The sequence below is a fragment of the Holzapfeliella sp. JNUCC 72 genome (genome assembly GCF_053668685.1).
Genome location: NZ_JBSJYG010000003.1, coordinates 28,078 through 48,572, shown reverse-complemented (window position 1 = coordinate 48,572; position 20,495 = coordinate 28,078). Strand labels below are relative to the sequence as shown.

At 33.2% G+C, this 20,495-nt stretch carries 26 protein-coding genes and 1 pseudogene; 20 read left to right on the top strand and 7 right to left on the bottom strand.

The features are described from left to right. The first annotated feature begins 15 nt into the window (after positions 1-15). The 18 genes from JNUCC72_RS06680 to JNUCC72_RS06595 all read left to right on the top strand — a co-directional run bounded on the left by JNUCC72_RS06680 (position 16) and on the right by JNUCC72_RS06595 (position 12,713). On the top strand, positions 16-981 hold the full coding sequence (locus JNUCC72_RS06680) for a S66 family peptidase (RefSeq protein WP_454144958.1): 966 nt from the start codon (positions 16-18) through the stop codon (positions 979-981). Positions 982-1,113: 132 nt separating this feature from the next. Further along, the gene (locus tag JNUCC72_RS06675) at positions 1,114-1,479 is read left to right on the top strand and encodes a GntR family transcriptional regulator (protein WP_454144956.1); all 366 of its coding nucleotides are present in this window, start codon (positions 1,114-1,116) and stop codon (positions 1,477-1,479) included. Positions 1,480-1,481: 2 nt separating this feature from the next. Beyond that, entirely contained in the window at positions 1,482-2,354 is an 873-nt protein-coding gene (locus tag JNUCC72_RS06670; protein WP_454144954.1) for an ATP-binding cassette domain-containing protein, read from the top strand. A 22-nt stretch (positions 2,355-2,376) separates the two neighbouring features. Further along, positions 2,377-2,994, top strand: a complete 618-nt coding sequence (locus JNUCC72_RS06665) for a hypothetical protein (protein ID WP_454144952.1) — start codon at positions 2,377-2,379, stop codon at positions 2,992-2,994. A 20-nt stretch (positions 2,995-3,014) separates the two neighbouring features. Then, complete coding sequence (locus tag JNUCC72_RS06660; protein ID WP_454144950.1) at positions 3,015-3,644, top strand: hypothetical protein; 630 nt, start codon at positions 3,015-3,017, stop codon at positions 3,642-3,644. Continuing rightward, positions 3,641-4,261, top strand: coding sequence for a hypothetical protein (locus JNUCC72_RS06655; RefSeq protein WP_454144948.1), 621 nt, complete (start codon positions 3,641-3,643; stop codon positions 4,259-4,261). Before JNUCC72_RS06660 ends, JNUCC72_RS06655 begins: the two co-directional genes overlap by 4 nt. Beyond that, positions 4,261-4,872: a hypothetical protein gene (locus JNUCC72_RS06650; RefSeq protein ID WP_454144946.1), complete on the top strand. Its 612-nt coding sequence runs from the start codon at positions 4,261-4,263 to the stop codon at positions 4,870-4,872. The genes JNUCC72_RS06655 and JNUCC72_RS06650 overlap by 1 nt, the downstream gene beginning before the upstream one ends. A 15-nt stretch (positions 4,873-4,887) precedes the next feature. Continuing rightward, positions 4,888-5,490 (top strand): hypothetical protein, encoded by a 603-nt coding sequence (locus JNUCC72_RS06645; protein ID WP_454144944.1) that lies wholly within the window; start codon positions 4,888-4,890, stop codon positions 5,488-5,490. Between the two features lie 45 nt (positions 5,491-5,535). Continuing rightward, positions 5,536-6,141 (top strand): hypothetical protein, encoded by a 606-nt coding sequence (locus JNUCC72_RS06640; protein ID WP_454144942.1) that lies wholly within the window; start codon positions 5,536-5,538, stop codon positions 6,139-6,141. A gap of 23 nt (positions 6,142-6,164) precedes the next feature. Continuing rightward, positions 6,165-6,797: a hypothetical protein gene (locus JNUCC72_RS06635; protein WP_454144940.1), complete on the top strand. Its 633-nt coding sequence runs from the start codon at positions 6,165-6,167 to the stop codon at positions 6,795-6,797. 16 nt (positions 6,798-6,813) lie between these two features. Continuing rightward, a complete protein-coding gene (locus JNUCC72_RS06630; RefSeq protein ID WP_454144938.1) occupies positions 6,814-7,407 on the top strand; it encodes a hypothetical protein in 594 nt (197 codons plus the stop codon). 309 nt (positions 7,408-7,716) lie between these two features. Further along, on the top strand, positions 7,717-8,064 hold the full coding sequence (locus JNUCC72_RS06625; RefSeq protein ID WP_454145084.1) for a hypothetical protein: 348 nt from the start codon (positions 7,717-7,719) through the stop codon (positions 8,062-8,064). 5 nt (positions 8,065-8,069) lie between these two features. After that, positions 8,070-8,708, top strand: coding sequence for a hypothetical protein (locus JNUCC72_RS06620; RefSeq protein ID WP_454145082.1), 639 nt, complete (start codon positions 8,070-8,072; stop codon positions 8,706-8,708). Positions 8,709-8,741: 33 nt separating this feature from the next. After that, positions 8,742-9,350 carry a hypothetical protein gene (locus JNUCC72_RS06615; protein WP_454145080.1) on the top strand — a complete coding sequence of 203 codons (609 nt, stop codon included), beginning with the start codon at positions 8,742-8,744 and terminating at the stop codon, positions 9,348-9,350. A gap of 395 nt (positions 9,351-9,745) precedes the next feature. Next, positions 9,746-10,018: a hypothetical protein gene (locus tag JNUCC72_RS06610; protein ID WP_454145078.1), complete on the top strand. Its 273-nt coding sequence runs from the start codon at positions 9,746-9,748 to the stop codon at positions 10,016-10,018. A gap of 297 nt (positions 10,019-10,315) precedes the next feature. Next, positions 10,316-10,669 carry a hypothetical protein gene (locus JNUCC72_RS06605; RefSeq protein ID WP_454145076.1) on the top strand — a complete coding sequence of 118 codons (354 nt, stop codon included), beginning with the start codon at positions 10,316-10,318 and terminating at the stop codon, positions 10,667-10,669. 21 nt (positions 10,670-10,690) lie between these two features. After that, the gene (locus JNUCC72_RS06600) at positions 10,691-11,314 is read left to right on the top strand and encodes a hypothetical protein (RefSeq protein ID WP_454145074.1); all 624 of its coding nucleotides are present in this window, start codon (positions 10,691-10,693) and stop codon (positions 11,312-11,314) included. Between the two features lie 298 nt (positions 11,315-11,612). After that, the gene (locus tag JNUCC72_RS06595; protein ID WP_454145072.1) at positions 11,613-12,713 is read left to right on the top strand and encodes an SLC13 family permease; all 1,101 of its coding nucleotides are present in this window, start codon (positions 11,613-11,615) and stop codon (positions 12,711-12,713) included. Between the two features lie 64 nt (positions 12,714-12,777). Here the strand turns inward: JNUCC72_RS06595 and pyrE are convergent, their stop codons facing one another. Both pyrE and pyrF read right to left on the bottom strand, forming a co-directional pair. Continuing rightward, entirely contained in the window at positions 12,778-13,407 is a 630-nt protein-coding gene (pyrE, locus tag JNUCC72_RS06590; RefSeq protein WP_454145070.1) for an orotate phosphoribosyltransferase, read from the bottom strand. Between the two features lies 1 nt (position 13,408). Continuing rightward, positions 13,409-14,101 (bottom strand): orotidine-5'-phosphate decarboxylase, encoded by a 693-nt coding sequence (pyrF, locus tag JNUCC72_RS06585; protein WP_454145068.1) that lies wholly within the window; start codon positions 14,099-14,101, stop codon positions 13,409-13,411. A gap of 311 nt (positions 14,102-14,412) precedes the next feature. On the opposite strand from pyrF, the gene JNUCC72_RS06580 reads away from it, so the two are divergent. Then, the gene (locus tag JNUCC72_RS06580) at positions 14,413-15,648 is read left to right on the top strand and encodes an MFS transporter (protein WP_454145066.1); all 1,236 of its coding nucleotides are present in this window, start codon (positions 14,413-14,415) and stop codon (positions 15,646-15,648) included. A gap of 52 nt (positions 15,649-15,700) precedes the next feature. Here JNUCC72_RS06580 and aroD read toward each other — a convergent pair whose 3' ends face one another. The 4 genes from aroD to JNUCC72_RS06560 form a co-directional block, all read right to left on the bottom strand. Beyond that, entirely contained in the window at positions 15,701-16,420 is a 720-nt protein-coding gene (gene aroD, locus JNUCC72_RS06575; RefSeq protein WP_454145064.1) for a type I 3-dehydroquinate dehydratase, read from the bottom strand. A 16-nt stretch (positions 16,421-16,436) separates the two neighbouring features. Then, positions 16,437-17,309 (bottom strand): shikimate dehydrogenase, encoded by an 873-nt coding sequence (gene aroE, locus JNUCC72_RS06570; protein ID WP_454145062.1) that lies wholly within the window; start codon positions 17,307-17,309, stop codon positions 16,437-16,439. Between the two features lie 360 nt (positions 17,310-17,669). After that, on the bottom strand, positions 17,670-18,134 hold the full coding sequence (locus JNUCC72_RS06565; RefSeq protein WP_454145060.1) for an oxidoreductase: 465 nt from the start codon (positions 18,132-18,134) through the stop codon (positions 17,670-17,672). 5 nt (positions 18,135-18,139) lie between these two features. After that, the gene (locus JNUCC72_RS06560) at positions 18,140-18,754 is read right to left on the bottom strand and encodes an oxidoreductase (RefSeq protein ID WP_454145058.1); all 615 of its coding nucleotides are present in this window, start codon (positions 18,752-18,754) and stop codon (positions 18,140-18,142) included. A gap of 147 nt (positions 18,755-18,901) precedes the next feature. Here JNUCC72_RS06560 and JNUCC72_RS06555 point away from each other — a divergent pair, with 147 nt between their 5' ends. Beyond that, entirely contained in the window at positions 18,902-19,870 is a 969-nt protein-coding gene (locus JNUCC72_RS06555; RefSeq protein WP_454145056.1) for an NAD(P)H-quinone oxidoreductase, read from the top strand. Positions 19,871-19,911: 41 nt separating this feature from the next. Here the strand turns inward: JNUCC72_RS06555 and JNUCC72_RS06550 are convergent. Next, positions 19,912-20,493, bottom strand: a pseudogene (locus JNUCC72_RS06550) (NAD(P)H-dependent oxidoreductase). Positions 20,494-20,495: the final 2 nt, after the last annotated feature.

Below are 20,495 nucleotides of genomic sequence, written 5' to 3'. Positions count from 1 at the left end.
GTAAAGAGATAACTCGTGATTACACCACAGAAATTATTGCCAGGTGATGAAATTCGAATTGTAACACCTAGTAGTTCATGGGCAAGAGTAGGCGGCTTTGAAGCTAATTTAAAAGCTAAAGAAAAGTTAGAAGCTATGGGACTAAAAGTTACTTTTGGCCAATACATTGAGACATCTGATATTCAATATTCATTACCAATTGCAGATAGAGTTGATGATATTCATCAAGCATTTGCAGATAAGAATGTTAAAGCTATTTTGTCACTTATTGGTGGATTTACCTCCAATGAGTTACTTCCCTATCTGGATTATGAATTAATTCGTAAAAACCCTAAGATTATATGCGGTTTTTCAGATTTCACAGCATTGGCGAACGCCATTACAGTCAAAACGGGGCTGGTTACTTATTACGGACCAGCTTACGTTACACTGAAAATGTCCGATGAACAGGGACAGTACCAAGATGATTACTTCAAAAAAGTATTATTTAGTTCAGAACCAACAAGCTTAGTTGCTTCAAAAACTTGGTCTAGTGATGCTTGGTATAATCCAAAAACACCTAGAAATTATTATGATAATCAATGGCAAGTTTACTCTGAAGGACAAGTCAAAGGTGAAACAGTGGGCGGGAACTTAAATACCTTTAATTTATTAGCTGGCACCGATTATCAGCCACATTTAGATGATAAGATTTGGTTCTTTGAATTTTCTGAAGAGACGAACGGTATTGAATTATCAAGATATCTAGCTCAGTTACTTCAAATTAGCCAAAAACCTAAAGCTTTGTTACTCGGACGTTTTCCAACGGAAAATAATATGACTGAAGAGTTGTTGACTTATATCTTGGATAAATTCCCGATTTTTAAGAAAATCCCCGTGATCTATAATGTGAATTTTGGACATGCACAACCAATATTTACCCTGCCACTGGGCGGATTAGTCGAACTTAATACAAATGAACAATCTATTACAATTTTATGATTTTATAAAGTTATAAACACCATTCTCATGAGAATGGTGTTTTTTATTTGTCTGATTACAGTTGACATTTATCTAATTAGGTTTTATGGTTAGTTACATGAGTAATTAACCAAAGAAGTAGAGGTGACCTTAATGGAGTTTAGTTTTACAGATTCACAACCTCTTTTTAAACAGGTCGCAGAACAGATTGAAACAGCTATTTTGAATGGTTCGTTTGCCGAGGGAGATCAAGTACCTTCAACAACTGAAATTTCAAAACGCTACCAATTAAATCCAGCTACCGTCTTGAAAGGAGTCAATCTGCTCGTATCAAAACAATTGATTGAAAAGAAAAGGGGAATTGGTATGTTTGTTTCATCAGGAGCACGAGAGCGCCTCAGAGAAGAGTACAGTAAGGCTTTTTTGAATAATCACGTCAGTGAGTTAATTGCAGAAGCCAAGAATTTGGGAATTACATCAGATAAATTAATTGAAATGATTGAAAAGGGGTATGAATAATTATGAGTTTGAAGATAGAACATTTGAGTAAAAGTTTCGGAGCTACTGAATCATTAAAAGATGTCAGCTTAACATTTGAGCCACAAACAATTTATGGACTTCTAGGGCGTAATGGTGCCGGTAAAAGTACGTTAATGAGTATTTTAAACAACCGCATTATTCCAAATGATAATCCAGAAACTAACGTAACACTAGATGGTGAACAGTTACTTGAAAATGATAAACAATTAAGTCGATTATTTTTGATGAGTGAGGTTAATCTATATCCTAACAACATGCGCGTGAAGACAATCTTCAAATGGACAGAACGTTTCTTTGGTGATTTTGATTGGGACTTAGCTCAACGAATGACAGATCACTTCAATTTAAACACTAAAAAACGTTTGCAAAGTTTATCAACCGGTTATCGTACAATCGCTAAAATTATTATTGCGCTATGTACACCATCCGATTATGTGTTCTTAGATGAGCCAGTGCTAGGAATGGATGCAGCTAACCGTAAATTATTCTATAGTTTCATCATCGAAGCTTATGAGAAACGACCTAGAACATTTGTTATTTCAACTCATATTATTGATGAGATTGCTTCATTAATCGAAACAGCGATTGTAGTCAATGATGGTGAAGTTATCTCTCAAATTGATATGGATGATTTGCAGATGAAGGGAAAAGTTATCTCAGGACCGCAAGAAGCAGCCACAATTTATACGGCTAACTTGGACGTAATCGGAGCAGATTACCTAGGTGGATCAGCTGATATTTATACAATTGGTGACTTACCTAAACCTGTGCCAGGTAACTTAACAGTCAGTGGCATGACACTACAAAATTACTTTGTTCAATTAACTACAAGAGACACAGACGAATTGAACTAAATCGCTAGAGGAGGCCAGTACTATGAAAAGTAAAGTTTACCTAAAATATTATCGCTCCTCGTTATATTTTCCGCTATATAATGCCATTGTGCTAATTATCATACTATTAAATATGCCCTTTAAGGGGGTCATATTAAACAATGCCGTTGTTTATTTATACTTTGTGTTTTTCTTTATGATGGAATTACCAGCAATGATGAATTTTGGTATTAGTAATCAGATGACAAGACATCAAATAGCTAAAGCTCAGCTTAAACAAGTATCAATTGCTCATTTGATTTTGACAGCTTGCTTGCCACTAAGTTTATTCTTATTCGATTCACCATTTAAGTTGAATTTATTATATATTGTGAGTTTCTTTATTTTCTTAACTTTTAGTAAATTGATAGGTTATGTTTTGATTTTGGTTATTAGCTTAATACAAGACGCTAATTTCAAATTGATCTTAATAGCAGGCGCTTTACTTATTGGGAGTACCGTTGGTGGCTTTATGGCATGGTGGCAGTTAGGAGATGCTACTTTATCGTTAGTTACACAGAGCTTGCTGTCATTGGGGTTGATTATGGCAACAGCAGTTTTAGTGGCACTTTATTTTTATCTTATGCAACATGTATCGGTTTACACAAAATCACAGAAGTAACATAAAAAGGGGACTTATAAATGATAGCGACTATTTTAAAATATCAATCACTAAAAAGACTAATTTTTGGGTTCATGATTAGTCTTTTAGTGGAGCTAGGTTGGTATAGTTTCACAAATTCTAGCTCAGTCGACTTATCAATCAGCTTTATTATTTTAGCTGGATTAATGGGATTAGAGTTAGAAAGCATCATCACACAATTAAATAAAAAAAGTTATATTAAGTCGTTAAGTATTACGACGATTATATCTGGAGGATTACTAACTTTATTAAGTTTTATTTTGAAAACTAGTGTGACAAACAACGTCACGTTATTCGGTTTTTATCACTTGTCGGTGTTCAGCACATCATATTGGGGATTGTTTTTATTAAGTCTGAGTGCTTTCAATTTTATTTCATTAATTTGGTTACTTATCCAACGTCGAAGTTTCACATTAGTTATAGTGCCATTCTTGTTTGTGATTTCGGAGTTGTTAGTTCCTTATCTTTTCTTAGTTCATTTAACGGGAAGTATGCAGTTGATTGTTTTTGGGGTATATCAACTAGCAGTTATTTCGATTGAGTTACTTGAATTAAATTATTATCTAAAAACAACACTTTTTGATTCTCAAATGGATTCAAAAAGCTTGGAAAGGAGATACCCAGTATGAGAACAAAGTTAAGTCAGCTTTATGCTTATAATCGCCCTTTTATCATCGGAACATTTATTTGGCTATTTGCCTACAGTAACTATTCGACTCGAGAGGTGGCTGTTATAGGGATAGTAGCGGTAACACTTATTAGCGCTTGTCTCGGTATTAACTTCTTTTCGTTGAATCACAATATCAGTCGAAAAACTTGTTTTAATACGATGATGTTAAGTACGTTATTAATGGCATTATTTAACATAGCCATTGTCTTTTGTTTAAACCTATTTACCTCGATTTCGATTAGTATTTATGGGTTTCACGTAACTAATCAATTGTTACCACTATTGATTTTTGGATTTATTATCGCTTTGTTAGTCTTACATATGCTTATCTTTCATTATGCTAATAATCAAGAATCCTATTTAAATTATAGCGTTATTGGACTACTTATATTTTTCGAACTCATTTTTGTAGTGGTAGGCTTAGTTTTTGGCACTACAAATCAAACGGTTTCTGAAGAGGGGCTATTATTACTGTTAGTATTGTGGTTTGTCTCGTTAGCTGGAATATTTAGATATTTTATTATGAGAATTGATATTTCAAAAGCAATTGCTAAAAAGAAAAGTTGGTGGTCATGATGAAAAAAAATCAGATGATTTACTACAGTGAGTATTTTATTGTTGCAATCATTATCCTAATTGCAGCTTCATTTTTTAATATTAATAGGAGTACAGAATGGGGGATATCACTATTTATGATAGGTTCTTTATATCTAAATCGACTATCACCGTATTCACTTGGACTTAACCAAAGCAGAAAACGCTTTTTAAAACTAGCAATCTTTGAATCAGTATTAATGGCAGTAGTTAGTATAGTAGTCGTTGCTTTAACCAATCTATATGATCCAAATAGAATTTTTCTATTCACCTTAAAAATTGATAATCAGTTACCTTTACTAGTATTTTTTGGGTTAGTTATCGCTACAATTATCATTATTAGTTTTAGTCTGGCATTACAACCTTATGATCAACGAGTTATGCCTCAAATTATCTTAACTATTTTCCTTGTGATGTTACCTTTAGCGGTAAATAACAGTGGACGCGTTCCCTATGGGGAGCTCGTCAAACAACTTCTTAATGACGCTATCTGTCTGATTTTTTATGTCGTTCAAGTTAGAATTTTCAACTATTATTTGAAATTAGTTAATTTATATAAAGAACCTGATAGTAAATGGCGAAATTATCAGTAAAAGGAGGCATAACCCATGCTGAATTCTATAAAAAATAGTTTTTGGTACAGTAGAAATATTAGTTTTTTATTTATTGTTGCTGTGCTTTTTGTTGGGGCAGGAAACTTAAATATCGGTTTTATGCTGTATTTAAGTTTTTGTTTTTCCAAAATGTTTATTAAGTCATCAATAGCTACAATGAATTATAACCAATCAAGAAAATCGTTTATCCTTTTTACAACTTGTTACCCTATTGTTTTGTCAATCAGTATCACTTTATTGATTAAGTTATATAGTTTGTTCTTGCCTACCTCAATTAGATTATTTAAATTGAATTTATCTTTAGACTTTAGTGGATTAACCGTTTTGGCATTAGCTATCGTGGTTACCGTAACAGGAATATTAGCTTTTAATGGGCTTCGCCCTAAGGCAATGATTTTGACAGTATTTTTGGCGTTTTCATGGGGATTATTAATCGTATTACTAGTTTCAAAATTTGAATTAAGAAATGAATGGTTAATTGCAATAACTTTCGCAGCATGGTATCTCACACAACTATTGGTTTTTGTTTACTATGCTTTTCAACCGACAAATTACGACACAATGATTAAGGACGTGCAACAATATGGGAATCATTAACCTTTTTAATGTATAGGTTAAGCCAATTATTACTAGGAGGATTTCATGAAAATTAGTCAGCTATTTTACTACAGTCGATATGCGATACTTCTAACTTTACTACTAGGCTTTATGGGTTTTAAAGTAACAGGATTTAGCTTTTTTACTTTGATGATTATATTTGTCACTTTGATGTTACATTTTAATTTTGGTTATTTAGCATTAAATTATAACCAAAGTCGGGCAACTTTTAATAAGATGATTATTATATATTCTGTGGGATTTTCATCACTTAATGTTTTACTAATGTTAATTATCAATCTAGTAACACATCATGTTTTTAAATTAGCTCCCAATAATGCAGTGAATGATTGGTTATCTTTTTTGATTGTTTGGATTTGGATGGCTTATGTTATTGTTTTAGCGTTTACTATTCGTATAGCTAAAATGAAATCAAGTTATCGATTAGGAATTCCATCAACCATCACCTTCTTAGGCGTTGTAACTATCGGATACTTAAGTGTTTTTCTTCCGGAATTTCAGCAAAGTAGTTTGAATTTAATAGTTATAGGACTAGCTATTTTTTACTGTATTCAAGTAGTGTCATTAAGACGAGCTGTTAGAAAATTGGACTTTGATAAAACCAATTATCGAAAAAACAAGTCAACCTAAGATTAGGAGGGGAGTTTATAAACGTGAAAGTAATTAAAAAACTGTTGATGTATAGTTCTTTACAATTAGCATTGGTTATCCTTGTTACAGGAGCAGCAATGCTCTCACTTTTAGGAGATAGTATTTATTTTGATATTACTTCAAATTTATTTTTATTTTTATGTGGATTTTCTATTCCAAATTTTGGAATGGCAATTTTACATAATTATAGTCGGAAGACAATTTTTAGATTTCACTTAATAACATCTATTTTATCTGCCGCTTTAATCGTGGTATTAATACAAATATCTTCGATAATGACTGGCAAAAGCATGATAATTTACAATCACCTTGTCTCAAGTAGTTTAGATTTTATTTTTTTATTTTTTATTTTTATTTTATATTCATTCGTTGGTCCGATTATTTTTGTAAAAGGCCGATCAGCATCAAAAGTTTATAGATGTTTATTAAGAGTGTTTAGCTTGATTACGTTAGTCTTAGCCGTAACTATGGGAATCCTGATGGGGTACAAACAACTCATTAGTACGACGACTAAATCACCAATGACAACTCTCATTGTCTCAGCGGTATTTATCTGTTTACTCGTGCCGATTCTAATATACTTACGCCATATTATCTACCGGGCCAATTTCAATAAATTATCTAATTTCAATTAACCGTTAGGAGGAGTCAATGAAAAAATTAGCAGCTACTTTCAATCACACATTTGTTTTACAATTGGCACCAACTTATATAGGAGCCGTTTTGCTTGAGATTATTATTAGAGTTTTGGGTCATAGTAAATCTGAAGCAATTTACTTAGAATTAGGATTTTTTGCTGCTATTTTTGTTTTAGCACGGCAGTTTGGTTTTTTAGTCAGTTCAAATACCAGCCGTAAAGACTATCCGAAGCTATACCTTGGATATGCTATAGGTTTAGGAATATTAAATATAATTATCAGTTTAATTATTTTCAATACTACCTCTTATAAATTAACTTTTTTGCAACAATATACAATGTCAAACGACTGGAGTAGTTATCTATTTATTTTCTTATTATCTACAGCATTGACTCTAGTTATTGCACTACTCATTCCGTTATATCAAGCGAGATCCGGTATGATTTTTCTTACAGTGATAGCCATGATTATAGTTCATCCAATGCTGTTGCCAGAGATTGTAAAGGTGGCCGGGTTATTGACTGCCGATGCGATTCTTATCATATTAATAGTTTTACTAATTAATGTGATTATTAAATACAGTCGTAAACTAGATTTTAAGTCTTAAAGAAAAAAGAGGTGGTTAATAATGAAAAAAGTTTTAACAGTAAGTCAACTACCAGCCGTGTCTTTGTTTGGAGGAATAACAGGATTAACAGCTATCAGCTTATTACTAAAACAGAGTAATATCGATATAGCAAGTTTGTTTGCAGTGATTATATTTATTAGCTATCCATTACTTGATTTTGCCGTAAGCTGTAATGTGTCACGTAGACAACTGGTAAGGATTTCGGTGAGGTCAGTATTATTAACATCTATGATTTTCCTATGTTTAATTATAGTGTATACATTCATCTTTAAATGCCAGTTTTTCGTTATGGGATCTAAATTAGTCAGTTTCGCTGATTATGTATATCTTTACTTGCTAACAGTTACAGCACAACTTTCGTCATTAGTAATTAGCATGGACAGTCGATTAGGTTATTGGTCAAAAGGACGTCGCAGAGGAATGGTAGCTATTGTAGTTGCTTCAATAATCGCAATTGTTTTAATTCATGGCTTATTATCAATAATTTTGAATTCGGTTGCGTTGGGGATAGTAATTAGTCTCTTGTTTTTTATTATTATCATATTCTTAATTCTAAAATTTTCTGAATTTATTAAAGCAGTCGACTTCACAGTCGATTCACAAGCTAAAGCATGGATTTATAAACAGGAGGAGTAACTACCATGAAATTTTTAACTTACAGTAAAAACACACTTTTCACGGCAACATATTTAGCTGTTGTTCTAGGGATAGTTTGGGCCATTTTCAACTATCTATTCAAATCCAGTATGGGAATAGACGTATTATCAATCGCTTTTACCATTCCAATATTTGGACAAAGCGATTTGAAGAACAGCCAAAAATTAAACTTATCTCAAAATGAGCAATTAACTTACACATTGGGTTCAGGTATTTTGGGCGGTTTGTTATACATAGGATTAATTTATTTAGAATCATTCTTTATGCCAGTCACAATTTCAGGTATTGAAAAAATGAACGTCATTGGATATGGATATGTATTTGCTGTAATTGCCTTACTTATGATTTCAGTGAACTTATTCACATTAAGAATTAATCAAAAAAGACCTAAACGTGATGCAATTGTACCGCAGTTTTTCTACTATACATTTGCGATTTTATTTGGCGGTATTGCTTCTTTTGTTTACCGTTTCTTAGCAGGAAGTTTAAATAATGGGTTGCTTTTGGCTGTCATTGGTATTGGATTTATTGGTGGATTGATTATTGAATATGTAATGTTAAAGCAGTTACTAAATCGTCAAGATATAGACTGGCAAGCTATTACTAAAAGAGTAGTCAACTAGTGTACCCTCACTAATCTGGAGAGGAAATGAATAATGATTAAACAATTTATTGCAACTATAAATAATAGCAAACTGTTTTTAATAAGCGCACTGTACTTATTGGCGATAGTAACTATAACAGCTTTACTGAATGCACCTAGTGCTATCTATTTTTATTTTCTAGTTGTTCCATCTTTAAAAACAATCGATGTTAACTACGCTATTCAACATAATTTTTCTAGAAAATCAATCTGGCAAATGGCTTTACTTTGGTCAGTTTTACAAGCTGGAATTTTAATACTATTTATTTGGCTGCTAGACGTTGTTTTTCATCAACCAGTTAGCCTAATATTTTATGGGTTTGGTGAGGCAGTTAATAATTATGGCGTAGTTTTGATTACAGCAATCTTTGCCTTTTTAAGTGGTGTCACAATTCAACTTGCAATTTATAGATCCACTTATAAACAGGGTGTCTATTTTCTATATTGGTTTATTTACTCTATTATCATTATGTTTATGATTAGTTTTTTCTGGCTAAATAATATTTTTATTTACGTACCACTGTTCTTAATAGTAATAGAAACTATTGTTCTAAGGAAATGGTTCAAATCTACCGATTTTATTAGTCGATTTGATTTAAAGCAACAATTGAGGAATAAGTAATGAAACAAATCAACAAATTCTTAGCTATATCAAGAAATCAATTATGGATATCGTTTTTTATTGTGAGTTTTATGATTTTAGTTTCGTTTAGGAGCTATTACTTCAAACAAGATGTAGTTGTCAATATGCTACCCGTCTTTTTTGGAGTAATCATAACGATGACATCAATAGATATCAACTTTGCCATGCAGCTTAATTTATCTAAGAAAAAGTTAACGTCTTTCATCACTGTACTTTCGATTTTTCAGTCTTTGTTTATTATATTTGCACTGATATTCATTAATGCTGTTTTTCACTTTAAAATATCAGCGATGTATTTTGACATTTTCACGTTATCGGATTATTTCTTTTTATTCTGTCTACTAACCATTTTATTTAACTGGTTTACACTATTTATGTTAATTATTAATCAAACCTTAGACGTTACACGTTATTTCAAATTGTTTAGTTTATGGATTACTGAAATATTAGCAATTGTTCTGATAACTAGTTTATATAACTCAGTAGCTTATCAAGTGAAGTTAAATAGTCTAGTTCTTGATGCAATAGTAGGTATCCTATTTACCTTAGTTCTATCTTTTGAAGGTTATTATTTATATAACAAGTTACGATTTTTAGCCGATAATAAACGAATTGAATTAAGTGATCCTTTACGGGTCAATAAATAAGGGAGGAGGTATATTGTGAAGAGGTTAATCCCCATAGGTATCGGCTATTTATGTCAAATAGTATTAATCTCTGTTATTTTAACGTTAGCGACAAGTTACATAATAGTTGATTCATCTAGTTCAGCTCATCATACAGATATAGTTTTACTCATATTTGTAGGTGCTCTTAATCTACCCAATGTAGATTTACCACTTCAGTATGGGATAACGCGACAAAGTATTTTTAAGTATCTTGTGATTATATCGTTTATCAGTAGTTTGATTTATGTTGCGATAATCTCAGGATTGACTTCTATCTTGAATATATCAGTAGAATTAGCAACTTATCCTATTGAGCTATTACTAGTCAATATGGTTTCGTTAACTCTAACTTTTTTTATAGCTATTCTTTTTATGACGTGCTTTTATTATGGACAGTATGTACTTCACAACCTTTCGACTCATATTGCTAATTTTATTAATATCATAGTCGTGTTGTTTACTGTAATAATGGTTGTATTAAGCGGTTCTGTCATTAATACTTATCAGCTTTCTTCTAGTTTGATTAGTAGCATATTAGCATTACTAGCCGTTATTGAACTGGTGCTGTTATACTTTTTAGTTAAAAACGTCGACATAACCGTAGCTATGCGACAATATGGTAAGAAATAATAAAAAGAAAGGAGAGAGACCTTGAAAAGATTAATTCCGATAGGTATTAGGCAAGTAACTTTAACACTATGTTTTGCAGCAATTATAATTTGTTGGTTTTTATGGTCAAGAGCACATTCATTAGAAGCAGCAAACGATATGCTGATTGTTATATGTAGTGCGTTTTTCATCATTCCAAATATTGACTTACCAGTACAATATAATTTCACTAGACAAACAATCTTTAAGTACTTACTTATGATTGCTTGTATTAATACGGTAATTTATAGTGTTGTAATGTTACTTGTTAAGTTGTTAATAAGTGGTTCTTTGGTTATTGCTACGAAGACTATACCAGATACACCATTAGATTACTTTATGACTTTTATGATTTTACTTTGTGCGTCATTATTTTCACTAATTTATGTTTTTTCTCAACACTATTTGTCAAAGACATCGCGACTTAAGCGCAGTTTAAGTTATACTTTATTAGTTTTGCTTGCGATGATTGGGTTGCCAATTATCTATTTGTTTCCGTTTTCGCCAATGATAATAATTGCAAGTTATACACTAATCGCTACTTTAGAAATAGCTGTCGTATACTATTTTGTAACTCATGCTGAACTTACATCTCCTGTTATGCATAGAGCTTGGTTTGGAAAATGAGCAAACAAAAAACGCCTAGGAGGGGTAAGTCCTAGACGTTTTTTTATTTATATCAACTTAAAAAAGTTGATGAACTTGTTCATATCTACTTGGAGGAGTAAGAATGAAAAGAAAGTTAACTACACTTGTAGTAGTTCAGCCGGGGGGATTGGGGATTCCCTTCATCGACTGTACCCATACTATAACCCCTAAATGTGAACATTTTGTGACAAAGAGTTTATGATTTCGCAAAGATGCTTAAGAAAATCAAAAGTTCTGTGACTTATGAGATAATAGACTAAAAATAGAGGAGCACAATATGAATCATATACTAGAACCGCTAAAAAAAGATTACCTAATGTGGGGATCAATAAGTTTAGCTGTTATCACGAGTTTCATCACTCAACCGAGTCTGTCAGACATTAACTGGCACACGATTATTTCATTAACTATGTTAATGCTAGTAATTGCAGGATGTACTTACTTTAGCGTCTTGAAAAATATTAGTCATTTTTTGATTAATATTACTAAAAACCAACGTCAGCTTATTCAAATTATGCTGGTCTTTGCTTTTTTTAGTTCGATGCTATTAACTAATGATGTTGCAATCATTACACTAGTTCCGCTGTATCTTACTATCGCAAAGAAGCAAAACTTATCTGTGATTATGCCTGTGGTCTTATTGACTATTGCTGCCAACTTGGGGAGTGCGGTTACACCTTTTGGTAACCCGCAAAATATTTACCTAGTTTCAACCTATCAACTATCAACAATGGCCTTCTTTAAAGCGACCTTTAAATTATCTATTTTTAGCTTTATCACAATGATGATAAGTACTTTTTTCTTTAAAAAACAGCCTCTAAAAGCAGCTGATTATCAATATGACTTTATCAATTTGAAGCATCGATATATATTAGGTTTTAGCTTCATTATTGCGTTATTAGGACTACTAAATTTTTTGAACTTATGGATGGCGTTTGTCCTCGTATTAGGGTGCACACTGCTCTTAAGATGGCAAACAATACTTGATATTGATTATGGGCTTCTCATCACATTTATTGGATTTTTCGTTATAATAGGGAATTTAGGGAAGCTACCCATTATCACAACTCTGATTATGACGTTGGCAAAAACCACATTTTCTACCTATTTGACTGCTATTTTTAGCAGCCAAGTTATTAGTAATTTCCCAGCGGCTATTTTATTATCTAAATTCACACCGGACAGTATGACTTTATTATTAGGATCAAATATAGGTGGACTTGGAACATTAGTTGCTTCTTTAGCTAATATTTTAGCTTTCAAGCAGTTTTCAAAAGAAGTTAAGTATCAAAATGGACGTTTTTTAGCTTTTTTCATAGGAACTAATATTATTTTCTTACTGATTTTAGGAACTATTATTTGGATCTGGTGTTACTAAAAAAGCCTTAGCAATGGTCGCTAAGGCTTTTTTTATAAAGATATAAAGGTATAAAATTATAGATTTATTTTACAGTGTGATGCCAATCTTTAATAGCTAAGTACTGGTCTTTAGAAATCAATTGATGCTGTTCTGCAGCTTTAATCAAAGAAGTATAACTTGTTACTGAGTAAAATTTAGTTCCGTATTTTTCAAAATTCTCACTACTAATTGACAGTTCATAATCAAAAATCGAAACAATTCCAGTGACTGTTCCTCCAGCATTCTTAACTACATCAGCAGCTTTTAAGACACTTTGTCCAGTTGAGATAAGGTCATCTATCATAACTACTTCAGCATTTTCAGGTAATTCACCTTCAATTTGTTGGCTTGTACCGTGATCTTTGGGCTTTGGACGAACATAAATCATAGGTAGTTCTAGAAGGTTAGCTACTAAAGCAGCGTGTGGAATACCAGCTGTTGCCACGCCAGCAATAACAGTAGCGTTAGGAAACTGCTCTTTAATTAACTCAGCTAACTGTTTAGCAACTAGGCTACGCATTTTTGGATAAGAGACAATTTTTCTGTTATCAGTATAAATAGGAGCTTTGATTCCACTCGCCCATGTAAATGGTTCGTCAGGTGAAATCTTGACAGCTTTAATCTTCAGTAAATCTAGTGCAACGGTTTCAGCAATATTGTTGTTTGTAATCATATTAAGCTCCTAGTTCTTCTTTAATTAGTTGATAAGTTTCAAATGGGTTTTCTGATTGTGTAATTGAACGCCCAATTACAAGATAGTCACTGCCTAAGTCCTGTGCTTCAATAGGTGTTGTAATTCTAACTTGGTCGTCTTGTTGACTATTTTGCAGACGAATACCTGGCGTTACTGACAGACAGTCATTTGCCACTTTTGCCTTAATAGTTGGCGTTTCTTGAGCAGAGGAGACAACGCCGTCGGCACCTGAACGAAAAGCCATTTCAGCCAAGTGAACAACATCGTCTCGTAAGGAAACTGTTACGAGCTGTTCGGATTGTAATTGTTCTTGTGAGGTAGAAGTAAGCTGTGTCACAGCAAGTAACTTAGTCTGAGTTCCCAGGCCATTTCTTGCAGCTTCAATCATTTTTTGACCGCCTAGTGCATGAATTGTCACAAATTGAACATCTAATTCTTTTATTTGTCTCATAGCTTGTTCAACTGTGTGTGGAATATCATGTAATTTTAAATCCAAAAAAATGTCGAATCCTTTTTGTCGGAGTTCTTTAATAAAGTCAGCTCCTTCTTTATAAAACAGCTCCATTCCAATCTTCAAGATAGGTAAGTCTACTTGATTACCTGAAAAAGGTTTTAAAAACGTTAAGGCTTGATCTTTATCCTTAAAATCCATTGCAATCATAATTTTTGTCATCGTAAAATTCTCCCCATAAAAAAACACTTGTTTAAATTAAACAAGTGAACATTTGAGCAGAAGGAGACCGCGAATTAAAATACGAGTGGTTCTGCGGTCATCTCTAGTTAAATTAATTTAAGTTCACTTGTGTGCTTCTCTGAACACATTTAAAGCAAGAATTTAAGATTTGTTGTGTCTTAGTTTACGTTTCACACCTCTAAAAGTCAACCCTAAATAAAAAGTTGCGCTTATTAACCGATTGTGGCAGAATACTAGACAATGTATAAAATAAAGAACACCTGTGAGTGTTCATTTTGGAGGAACTGAATATGCAACAATTAACTCACGCTGATGGCGGACAAAAAATGTCTGTTAATCAAAGACGTACACTATTATCAACTGCGCTTGGCTTTGCGTTAGAAAATATGGATGTGATGTTCTTATCATTTTCACTTTCATCTATTATTGCTGAATTCCATATATCTGGTGGACAAGCCGGCTTAATTTCATCTGTAACTAACTTGGGAATGCTACTAGGTGGTGTTGTTTTTGGGATTATTGGTGATCGAATAGGCAGAGTCAAAACGTTCACTTATACGATCTTCATCTTTGCCTTAGCAACTGCAGGTATCTGTTTTGCTCAAGATTTAACTTTGATTTATATTTTGAGATTCATCGCAGGTATTGGTGCTGGTGGTGAATATGGTGTTGGAATTGCGCTTATTTCAGAGAATTTTAAGAAAAATCAAGTTGGGCGCATGAGTTCAATTGCAGCCATAGGTGGTCAAATTGGATCAGTTTTAGCAGCTATTTTAGCAGCTATCATCATTCCAACTTTAGGATGGAATGTGTTGTTTGCTTTCGGATTGCTTCCAATCGTTCAAGTATTCTTTATCCGCCGCCATCTTAAAGAAAGTGATGAATTCTTACAAAGTCAACAAAAGCAAAAGGATGATAAGTTATCAATCACTAAGAGCTTTGGGCTACTATTCAAAGATTCGAAAACAGCCTACCAAACAATTGCCTTAACTTTTATGGTCATTGTTCAAATCTCTGGTTATTTCGGGTTAATGAACTGGTTGCCTTCGATTGTACAAAAACAACAACAGCTTAATGTTTCAGGGTCATCTGTTTGGATGATTTCAACTATCATTGGTATGAGTCTTGGTATGGTGACTTTCGGATCTATTCTTGATAAAGTGGGTCCTCGTAGAGCTTTCGGTATCTTTTTAATCGCTTCTGCTCTTTCTGTTTATGGCATTTTATTAGCGAAATCTGCACTTGCATTAATCGTAGCTGGTGCAGTCATTGGATTTTGTTCAAACGGTATGTTTGGTGGCTATGGTGCAGTTATTAGCTTACTTTACCCAACCGAAATTCGTTCAACAGCTAATAACGTCATTGTCAATGTCGGACGTGCAATCGGAGGATTTTCATCAGTTGTAATCGGACTAATTATGGATCACTACTCGGTTTTTGCAGTAATGGCAAGCCTTTCAGTAATGTACGTCTTGAGTTTTATTGTGATGCTAAGTATCCCAAGTTTCAAAAAAATTCGTAACTAAAATATAAATATAAAATCTATAAAAACCAGCAAGTCAAATACTTGCTGGTTTTTTAATTGAGTTCATCTAATATTTTACGTAGCTTTTCGATATCAATTTGTCCAGGAGCTGATGCAGATTCTGAATCAATTGCCGCAAAAGTAAAATAAGATTGTGTTAAACAGCTACTTATACGAGTGATTTTTCCCAAGTCTCCCATTGCCATAGTAACAACCTTAGGCGAAATTTGAGAACTTGTTGTTAATGAAAACGTCATTAATCGCAGTACATCTTGCGCCGAACGAGGCATTACAGCTAGCTTTACAATATCTGGATTAACTAACGTCATACTTGCTAACTTTTGTGAAAGTTCTTTGTCTGAAGGTGTCTTTTTGAAATTATGATAGCTAGTAATTATTTGAATATGATTCTTTCTTGCTTTTTGAATAATAAATTCAATGGCAGTTTTTGAATGATTGATTTCAATATCCAAAAAATCAACTCTTGTATCCTCAGCTAAAATACCAAGTAAGTCAAAATATTGCGCATGAGTTGCAGCCAACTTACCACCTTCAGCGATTGTTCTAAACGTTGCTAATACAGGTGTTTCAGATAGTTTTAGCTTAATAAGTGTTAGGATTTCGCCCACCGTTTGTTTATCAGGTAACTCATCAAGTCCGTCGATACGCCACTCCACAATATCAGGATTATGATTCCTAATCTTTGATAATTGAGTGTTGATCTCGGTCTGATTTTTGCCCATCAAAGGGACAACTATTTTCGTTTTATCCATATATCCCCCTTAAAAATCATTCTTCAAATAACGTCTGTTTAATAAATTCAACAGGCATATCTTCACCAGTCCATAATTTGAAGGCCGCTGCGCCTTGTTCAACCATCATTCCAAGACCATTATAAACTTCTTTAACACCTGATTCTTTTGCGATTTGCATCAATTTCGTTTCTCTTGGTGAGTAAACCACATCATAAACCACCATATCTGGATGAAAGAAACTGGTATCATTAATCAAACTTTGATTTTGAAGAGGAGACATTCCCACACTGGTAGCATCACAGTAAATATCACACTGATCAAGCGCTTTTTTGAAACTTTCTTGGTCAGCTAAGTCATATCCCGAGGCCTGACTAGCCGTTTCTTCATTAATAATTTGGACATTGCGCTCAACGTTATCAAAATGTGACCCTTTCTGATTAAAAATTCTAATTTCTTTAGCACCAGCCATTGCACATTGGATAGCAATTGGTGTTCCTGCTCCACCAGCACCTGCAATAACAATAGATTGGCCTTTAATTGGATGACCTTTCTTTTGTAAATCTGTTACAAACCCAATGCCGTCTGTTGTATAACCTTTTAAATGACCATTATAATTAACAACAGTGTTAACTGCTTGGTTCAGTTCAGCTGAAATGTCTAACTCATCAAGATAAGGAATAATCTTTTGCTTGTTTGGCATTGAAACATTTATCCCCATCATATCCAGCGTTCTAATAGATTCAACCGCTTGTGCCAAGCTATCATTACCAACTTCAAAAGCTAAGTAAACATTGTTTAATCCTAATTTTTTAAATGCAGCGTTGTGCATAGCTGGAGACATCGAATGTCTAATCGGTGTTGCCATAACGCCTAATAATCTAGTATGTCCATCAATTTCTTTAACCATAATCATTCTCCTCATAAAAAAACCTAGTCAGATAATTATCTGACTAGGTTTTTTAGGATACTCGATTATAAACAGCTAGTCAGATTAATCTCATATCTAACTAGGCCACACTTTTTATTTACTACTATTAATTAGATATGAACATATAAAAATTTTATACGTCCATATCTCACTAACTAATATGTCCGTATGTTCTAAAAATAATAGTAATAATAAAAGTTAACTTGAATAAAAGCTTTATTCATCTGATTCATAATCTATATCCTTTCCACGTGATTATTTGTTAACTGCATTAAAACACAAAATTAATTAAAAAACAAATTTAATTCTAACAAATAATTAATCAAAAGTTATTTTATCTCAAACCAACCGGGCGTTGTTTCGAATAGCTTGCCATAATTTATCAGGTAATCTCAAACTTGAGACTTTATCTGATTCAATGTAATTGTTGATTTGATAGTGTTCATCCTCAATAACCTTTGCTACCCATTTTGGATCAGTTATAAAAGCATGGCCCATTGCAGGTAACGCGCCTTGCTTTAATACCTCTTGTGTTTGCGCTAACTCTGTAATTTTTCCTGCTGCTAAAAGATGAATTCTACCATCAATATATTGACTAATCAATTTCAAGTAAGTTTGGTTACCATCTGCTGGTTTTGATTGCAACGTATTTTCTAACGAAGCATGAACGTAGTCTAGCTTTTGATTAATGATTTCATCAATCAAAACAAAATTATCACTTAACTTTAAACCACCTTTGATAGGTTCATCTGGTGAAAAGCGATAACCAATTATGAAATTATCATCTGCATACTTTTGTACCACACGTTTTACCTAATTTTAATAACGGCTAAAGGAAAACGCATTCTATTTTCTAAAGAGCCACCCCAAGCATCTGTACGATTATTGAAGTAGGGGGACATAAAGTTTTGAATAAGAAACCCCTGTGCACCATGTATTTCGACACCATCAAAACCCGCTTTAATCGCGCGTTTTGTTGCTTTTCCGAAATCATCAATTACAGCTTTTATTTCACTATCACTTAATGATCGAGGAGATGTGTTCGTATTAATCATTGGGACATCTCCTGAGCTAACTAAGTCATTGGTTAAATCAGGTAACGCTTTATTTCCTGCGTGGAATAATTGGATAACCGCTTTTGCGCCCTGTTGCTTTAATTTGCTAGCCATCCGGGTCAGGTTAGGCAAAAAACGATCATCATAAATTCCAAACTCATTAGTAAATCCAATTCCATTAGGCTGAACGCGGGCACAAGCTGTCACAATCATACCTGCACCATCATTACGAAATTCATAATAGTTCAGTTCTTGGTCTGAGACAGTATAATCATCATTGGCTGACCATGTTGTCATGGGCGCCATTACGATTTGATTTTTTAAATTAACCCCTTTTTTTAATTGCAAAGATTTCAATACATCTGACATAAATGTATTCTCCTTATATAATTGTCGTTAGTTTATTATACCTACTTCACTTACTTTTTAAAAGTAAAAATATTTTATTCTTTACAAAACTGTCAGAGTAGGTTAACCTAATCAAAAATAACTTATATTAAGTAAGAGGGTTTATCTATGAAAGCCGTAACAGCACAAAGTATTAAAACAAAATCTGTCACAACAGAGGTTCCCATTCCAACTCTAAAAAAGGGAGAAGCCTTGATAAAAGTTAAAGCCATTGGGGTTAACCACGTCGATCTAGCTAAGGCCCTCAACGCGGATAATTTATCAAAAGAGGTTCTAGGTCTAGAGGTATCTGGTGAAATTATTGAGCTCAACGATTGTTCCAATCAACTTCATATTGGACAAAAAGTAGCCGCTTTATTAGATAATGGGGGATATGCTGAATATGTTGCCGTTTCTCAAGATCGACTAATTCCTTTACCTGATAACATAACTTATGAACAGGGAGCTGCTATTCCTGAAAGCTTTCTCACAGCTTACCAAGCACTATTTTATATTGGTAATTTAACTGAAAATTCCAGTGTTTTAATTCATGCCGGTGCGAGTGGCGTGGGAAGCGCCGCAACACAACTTGCAAAAAAACTTAAAAATGCCACAATATTTACAACTTCTAGTTCATCAAAAACAAAAATTGCTAAAGAAAATGGTGCAGACTATGCCCTGGATTATACCAGTCAGAATTTCGAAACCGAAATTAAACAGCTAACTAACCAAACTGGCGTGGATTTGATTTTAGATTTTATAGGGGCAAGTTATTTCAATCAAAACATTAATACGCTTTCTGTGGACGGACAACTTGTTTTGATTGGTAACTTAGGTGGAAATATTGTTTCTGATGTCAACTTGCTTGACATTATGTTTAAAAGACTAACAGTTAGCGGGACACTTCTTTCAACCCGTTCCGATGATTACAAAGCACAACTTATTTTTGACTTTACTAATGACTGCTCTGAATTATTAACTAATGGTAGTTTAGCTCCTCAACTTTCGCGAAGTTTCAAGATTGATAACGCTTTCGAAGCAATCCAATTTATGAAAAACAAACAAAATACAGGTAAAATTATACTAACAACCGACTAAATAAAAAAGCAAGACCTATACTACCTTGAGGTCTTGCTTTTTTATTTTGATAGTTTTTGTATTGTCAGTGCACATTTTTTCATATAGGCTTTTCTAGCTTCCAAAGTGTTTGATTTCTTCTGCATATTTCCCATACTCAGACCATTTTTCAGCTTAATCCCAACAAAACTCAAGATAAAATTCTTCCATCGACTAACCACGCCACCGTACATTTTAGCGTATAGGAATGAAGGTGCATCACTTGAAATAAAGATATCTGCAGTTTTTGATGTTAGTAATTTTATTTTTTTACCCGTTGTTTTGTCATAAGTGTACGCAAATTTTGGTGTAAAAGTACGATCAATAAACCCTTTCAAGACTGATGGTTCAGCTGACCATCAAACGGGAAAGAAGAATGATAAATGATCTGCCCACTTAATTAATGCTTGCCACTCATTAGGTTTTGTTTCATCTTGCATATGTTGACGATAGCCGTATCTTAAAACTGGATCAAAATCATTCACGCTCAAATCAATTAATTTTACTTCATGGCCCAACGCCTTTGCATGTTGCATATAATTTTCAGCATTAGCATGTGTAAATGATTCGAAATCTGGATGACCTTGAATAACTAATATTTTCATAT

Bases quoted from the DNA above. Each gene is read 5' to 3' on its own strand.
- JNUCC72_RS06675 (WP_454144956.1), top strand. From the start codon at position 1,114: ATGGAGTTTAGTTTTACAGATTCACAACCTCTTTTTAAACAGGTCGCA.
- JNUCC72_RS06670 (WP_454144954.1), top strand. From the start codon at position 1,482: ATGAGTTTGAAGATAGAACATTTGAGTAAAAGTTTCGGAGCTACTGAA.
- JNUCC72_RS06665 (WP_454144952.1), top strand. From the start codon at position 2,377: ATGAAAAGTAAAGTTTACCTAAAATATTATCGCTCCTCGTTATATTTT.
- JNUCC72_RS06660 (WP_454144950.1), top strand. From the start codon at position 3,015: ATGATAGCGACTATTTTAAAATATCAATCACTAAAAAGACTAATTTTT.
- JNUCC72_RS06655 (WP_454144948.1), top strand. From the start codon at position 3,641: ATGAGAACAAAGTTAAGTCAGCTTTATGCTTATAATCGCCCTTTTATC.
- JNUCC72_RS06650 (WP_454144946.1), top strand. From the start codon at position 4,261: ATGAAAAAAAATCAGATGATTTACTACAGTGAGTATTTTATTGTTGCA.
- JNUCC72_RS06645 (WP_454144944.1), top strand. From the start codon at position 4,888: ATGCTGAATTCTATAAAAAATAGTTTTTGGTACAGTAGAAATATTAGT.
- JNUCC72_RS06640 (WP_454144942.1), top strand. From the start codon at position 5,536: ATGAAAATTAGTCAGCTATTTTACTACAGTCGATATGCGATACTTCTA.
- JNUCC72_RS06630 (WP_454144938.1), top strand. From the start codon at position 6,814: ATGAAAAAATTAGCAGCTACTTTCAATCACACATTTGTTTTACAATTG.
- JNUCC72_RS06625 (WP_454145084.1), top strand. From the start codon at position 7,717: ATGGGATCTAAATTAGTCAGTTTCGCTGATTATGTATATCTTTACTTG.
- JNUCC72_RS06620 (WP_454145082.1), top strand. From the start codon at position 8,070: ATGAAATTTTTAACTTACAGTAAAAACACACTTTTCACGGCAACATAT.
- JNUCC72_RS06615 (WP_454145080.1), top strand. From the start codon at position 8,742: ATGATTAAACAATTTATTGCAACTATAAATAATAGCAAACTGTTTTTA.
- JNUCC72_RS06610 (WP_454145078.1), top strand. From the start codon at position 9,746: ATGTTAATTATTAATCAAACCTTAGACGTTACACGTTATTTCAAATTG.
- JNUCC72_RS06595 (WP_454145072.1), top strand. From the start codon at position 11,613: ATGAATCATATACTAGAACCGCTAAAAAAAGATTACCTAATGTGGGGA.
- pyrE (WP_454145070.1), bottom strand. From the start codon at position 13,407: ATGATTACAAACAACAATATTGCTGAAACCGTTGCACTAGATTTACTG.
- pyrF (WP_454145068.1), bottom strand. From the start codon at position 14,101: ATGACAAAAATTATGATTGCAATGGATTTTAAGGATAAAGATCAAGCC.
- JNUCC72_RS06580 (WP_454145066.1), top strand. From the start codon at position 14,413: ATGCAACAATTAACTCACGCTGATGGCGGACAAAAAATGTCTGTTAAT.
- aroD (WP_454145064.1), bottom strand. From the start codon at position 16,420: ATGGATAAAACGAAAATAGTTGTCCCTTTGATGGGCAAAAATCAGACC.
- aroE (WP_454145062.1), bottom strand. From the start codon at position 17,309: ATGGTTAAAGAAATTGATGGACATACTAGATTATTAGGCGTTATGGCA.
- JNUCC72_RS06560 (WP_454145058.1), bottom strand. From the start codon at position 18,754: ATGTCAGATGTATTGAAATCTTTGCAATTAAAAAAAGGGGTTAATTTA.
- JNUCC72_RS06555 (WP_454145056.1), top strand. From the start codon at position 18,902: ATGAAAGCCGTAACAGCACAAAGTATTAAAACAAAATCTGTCACAACA.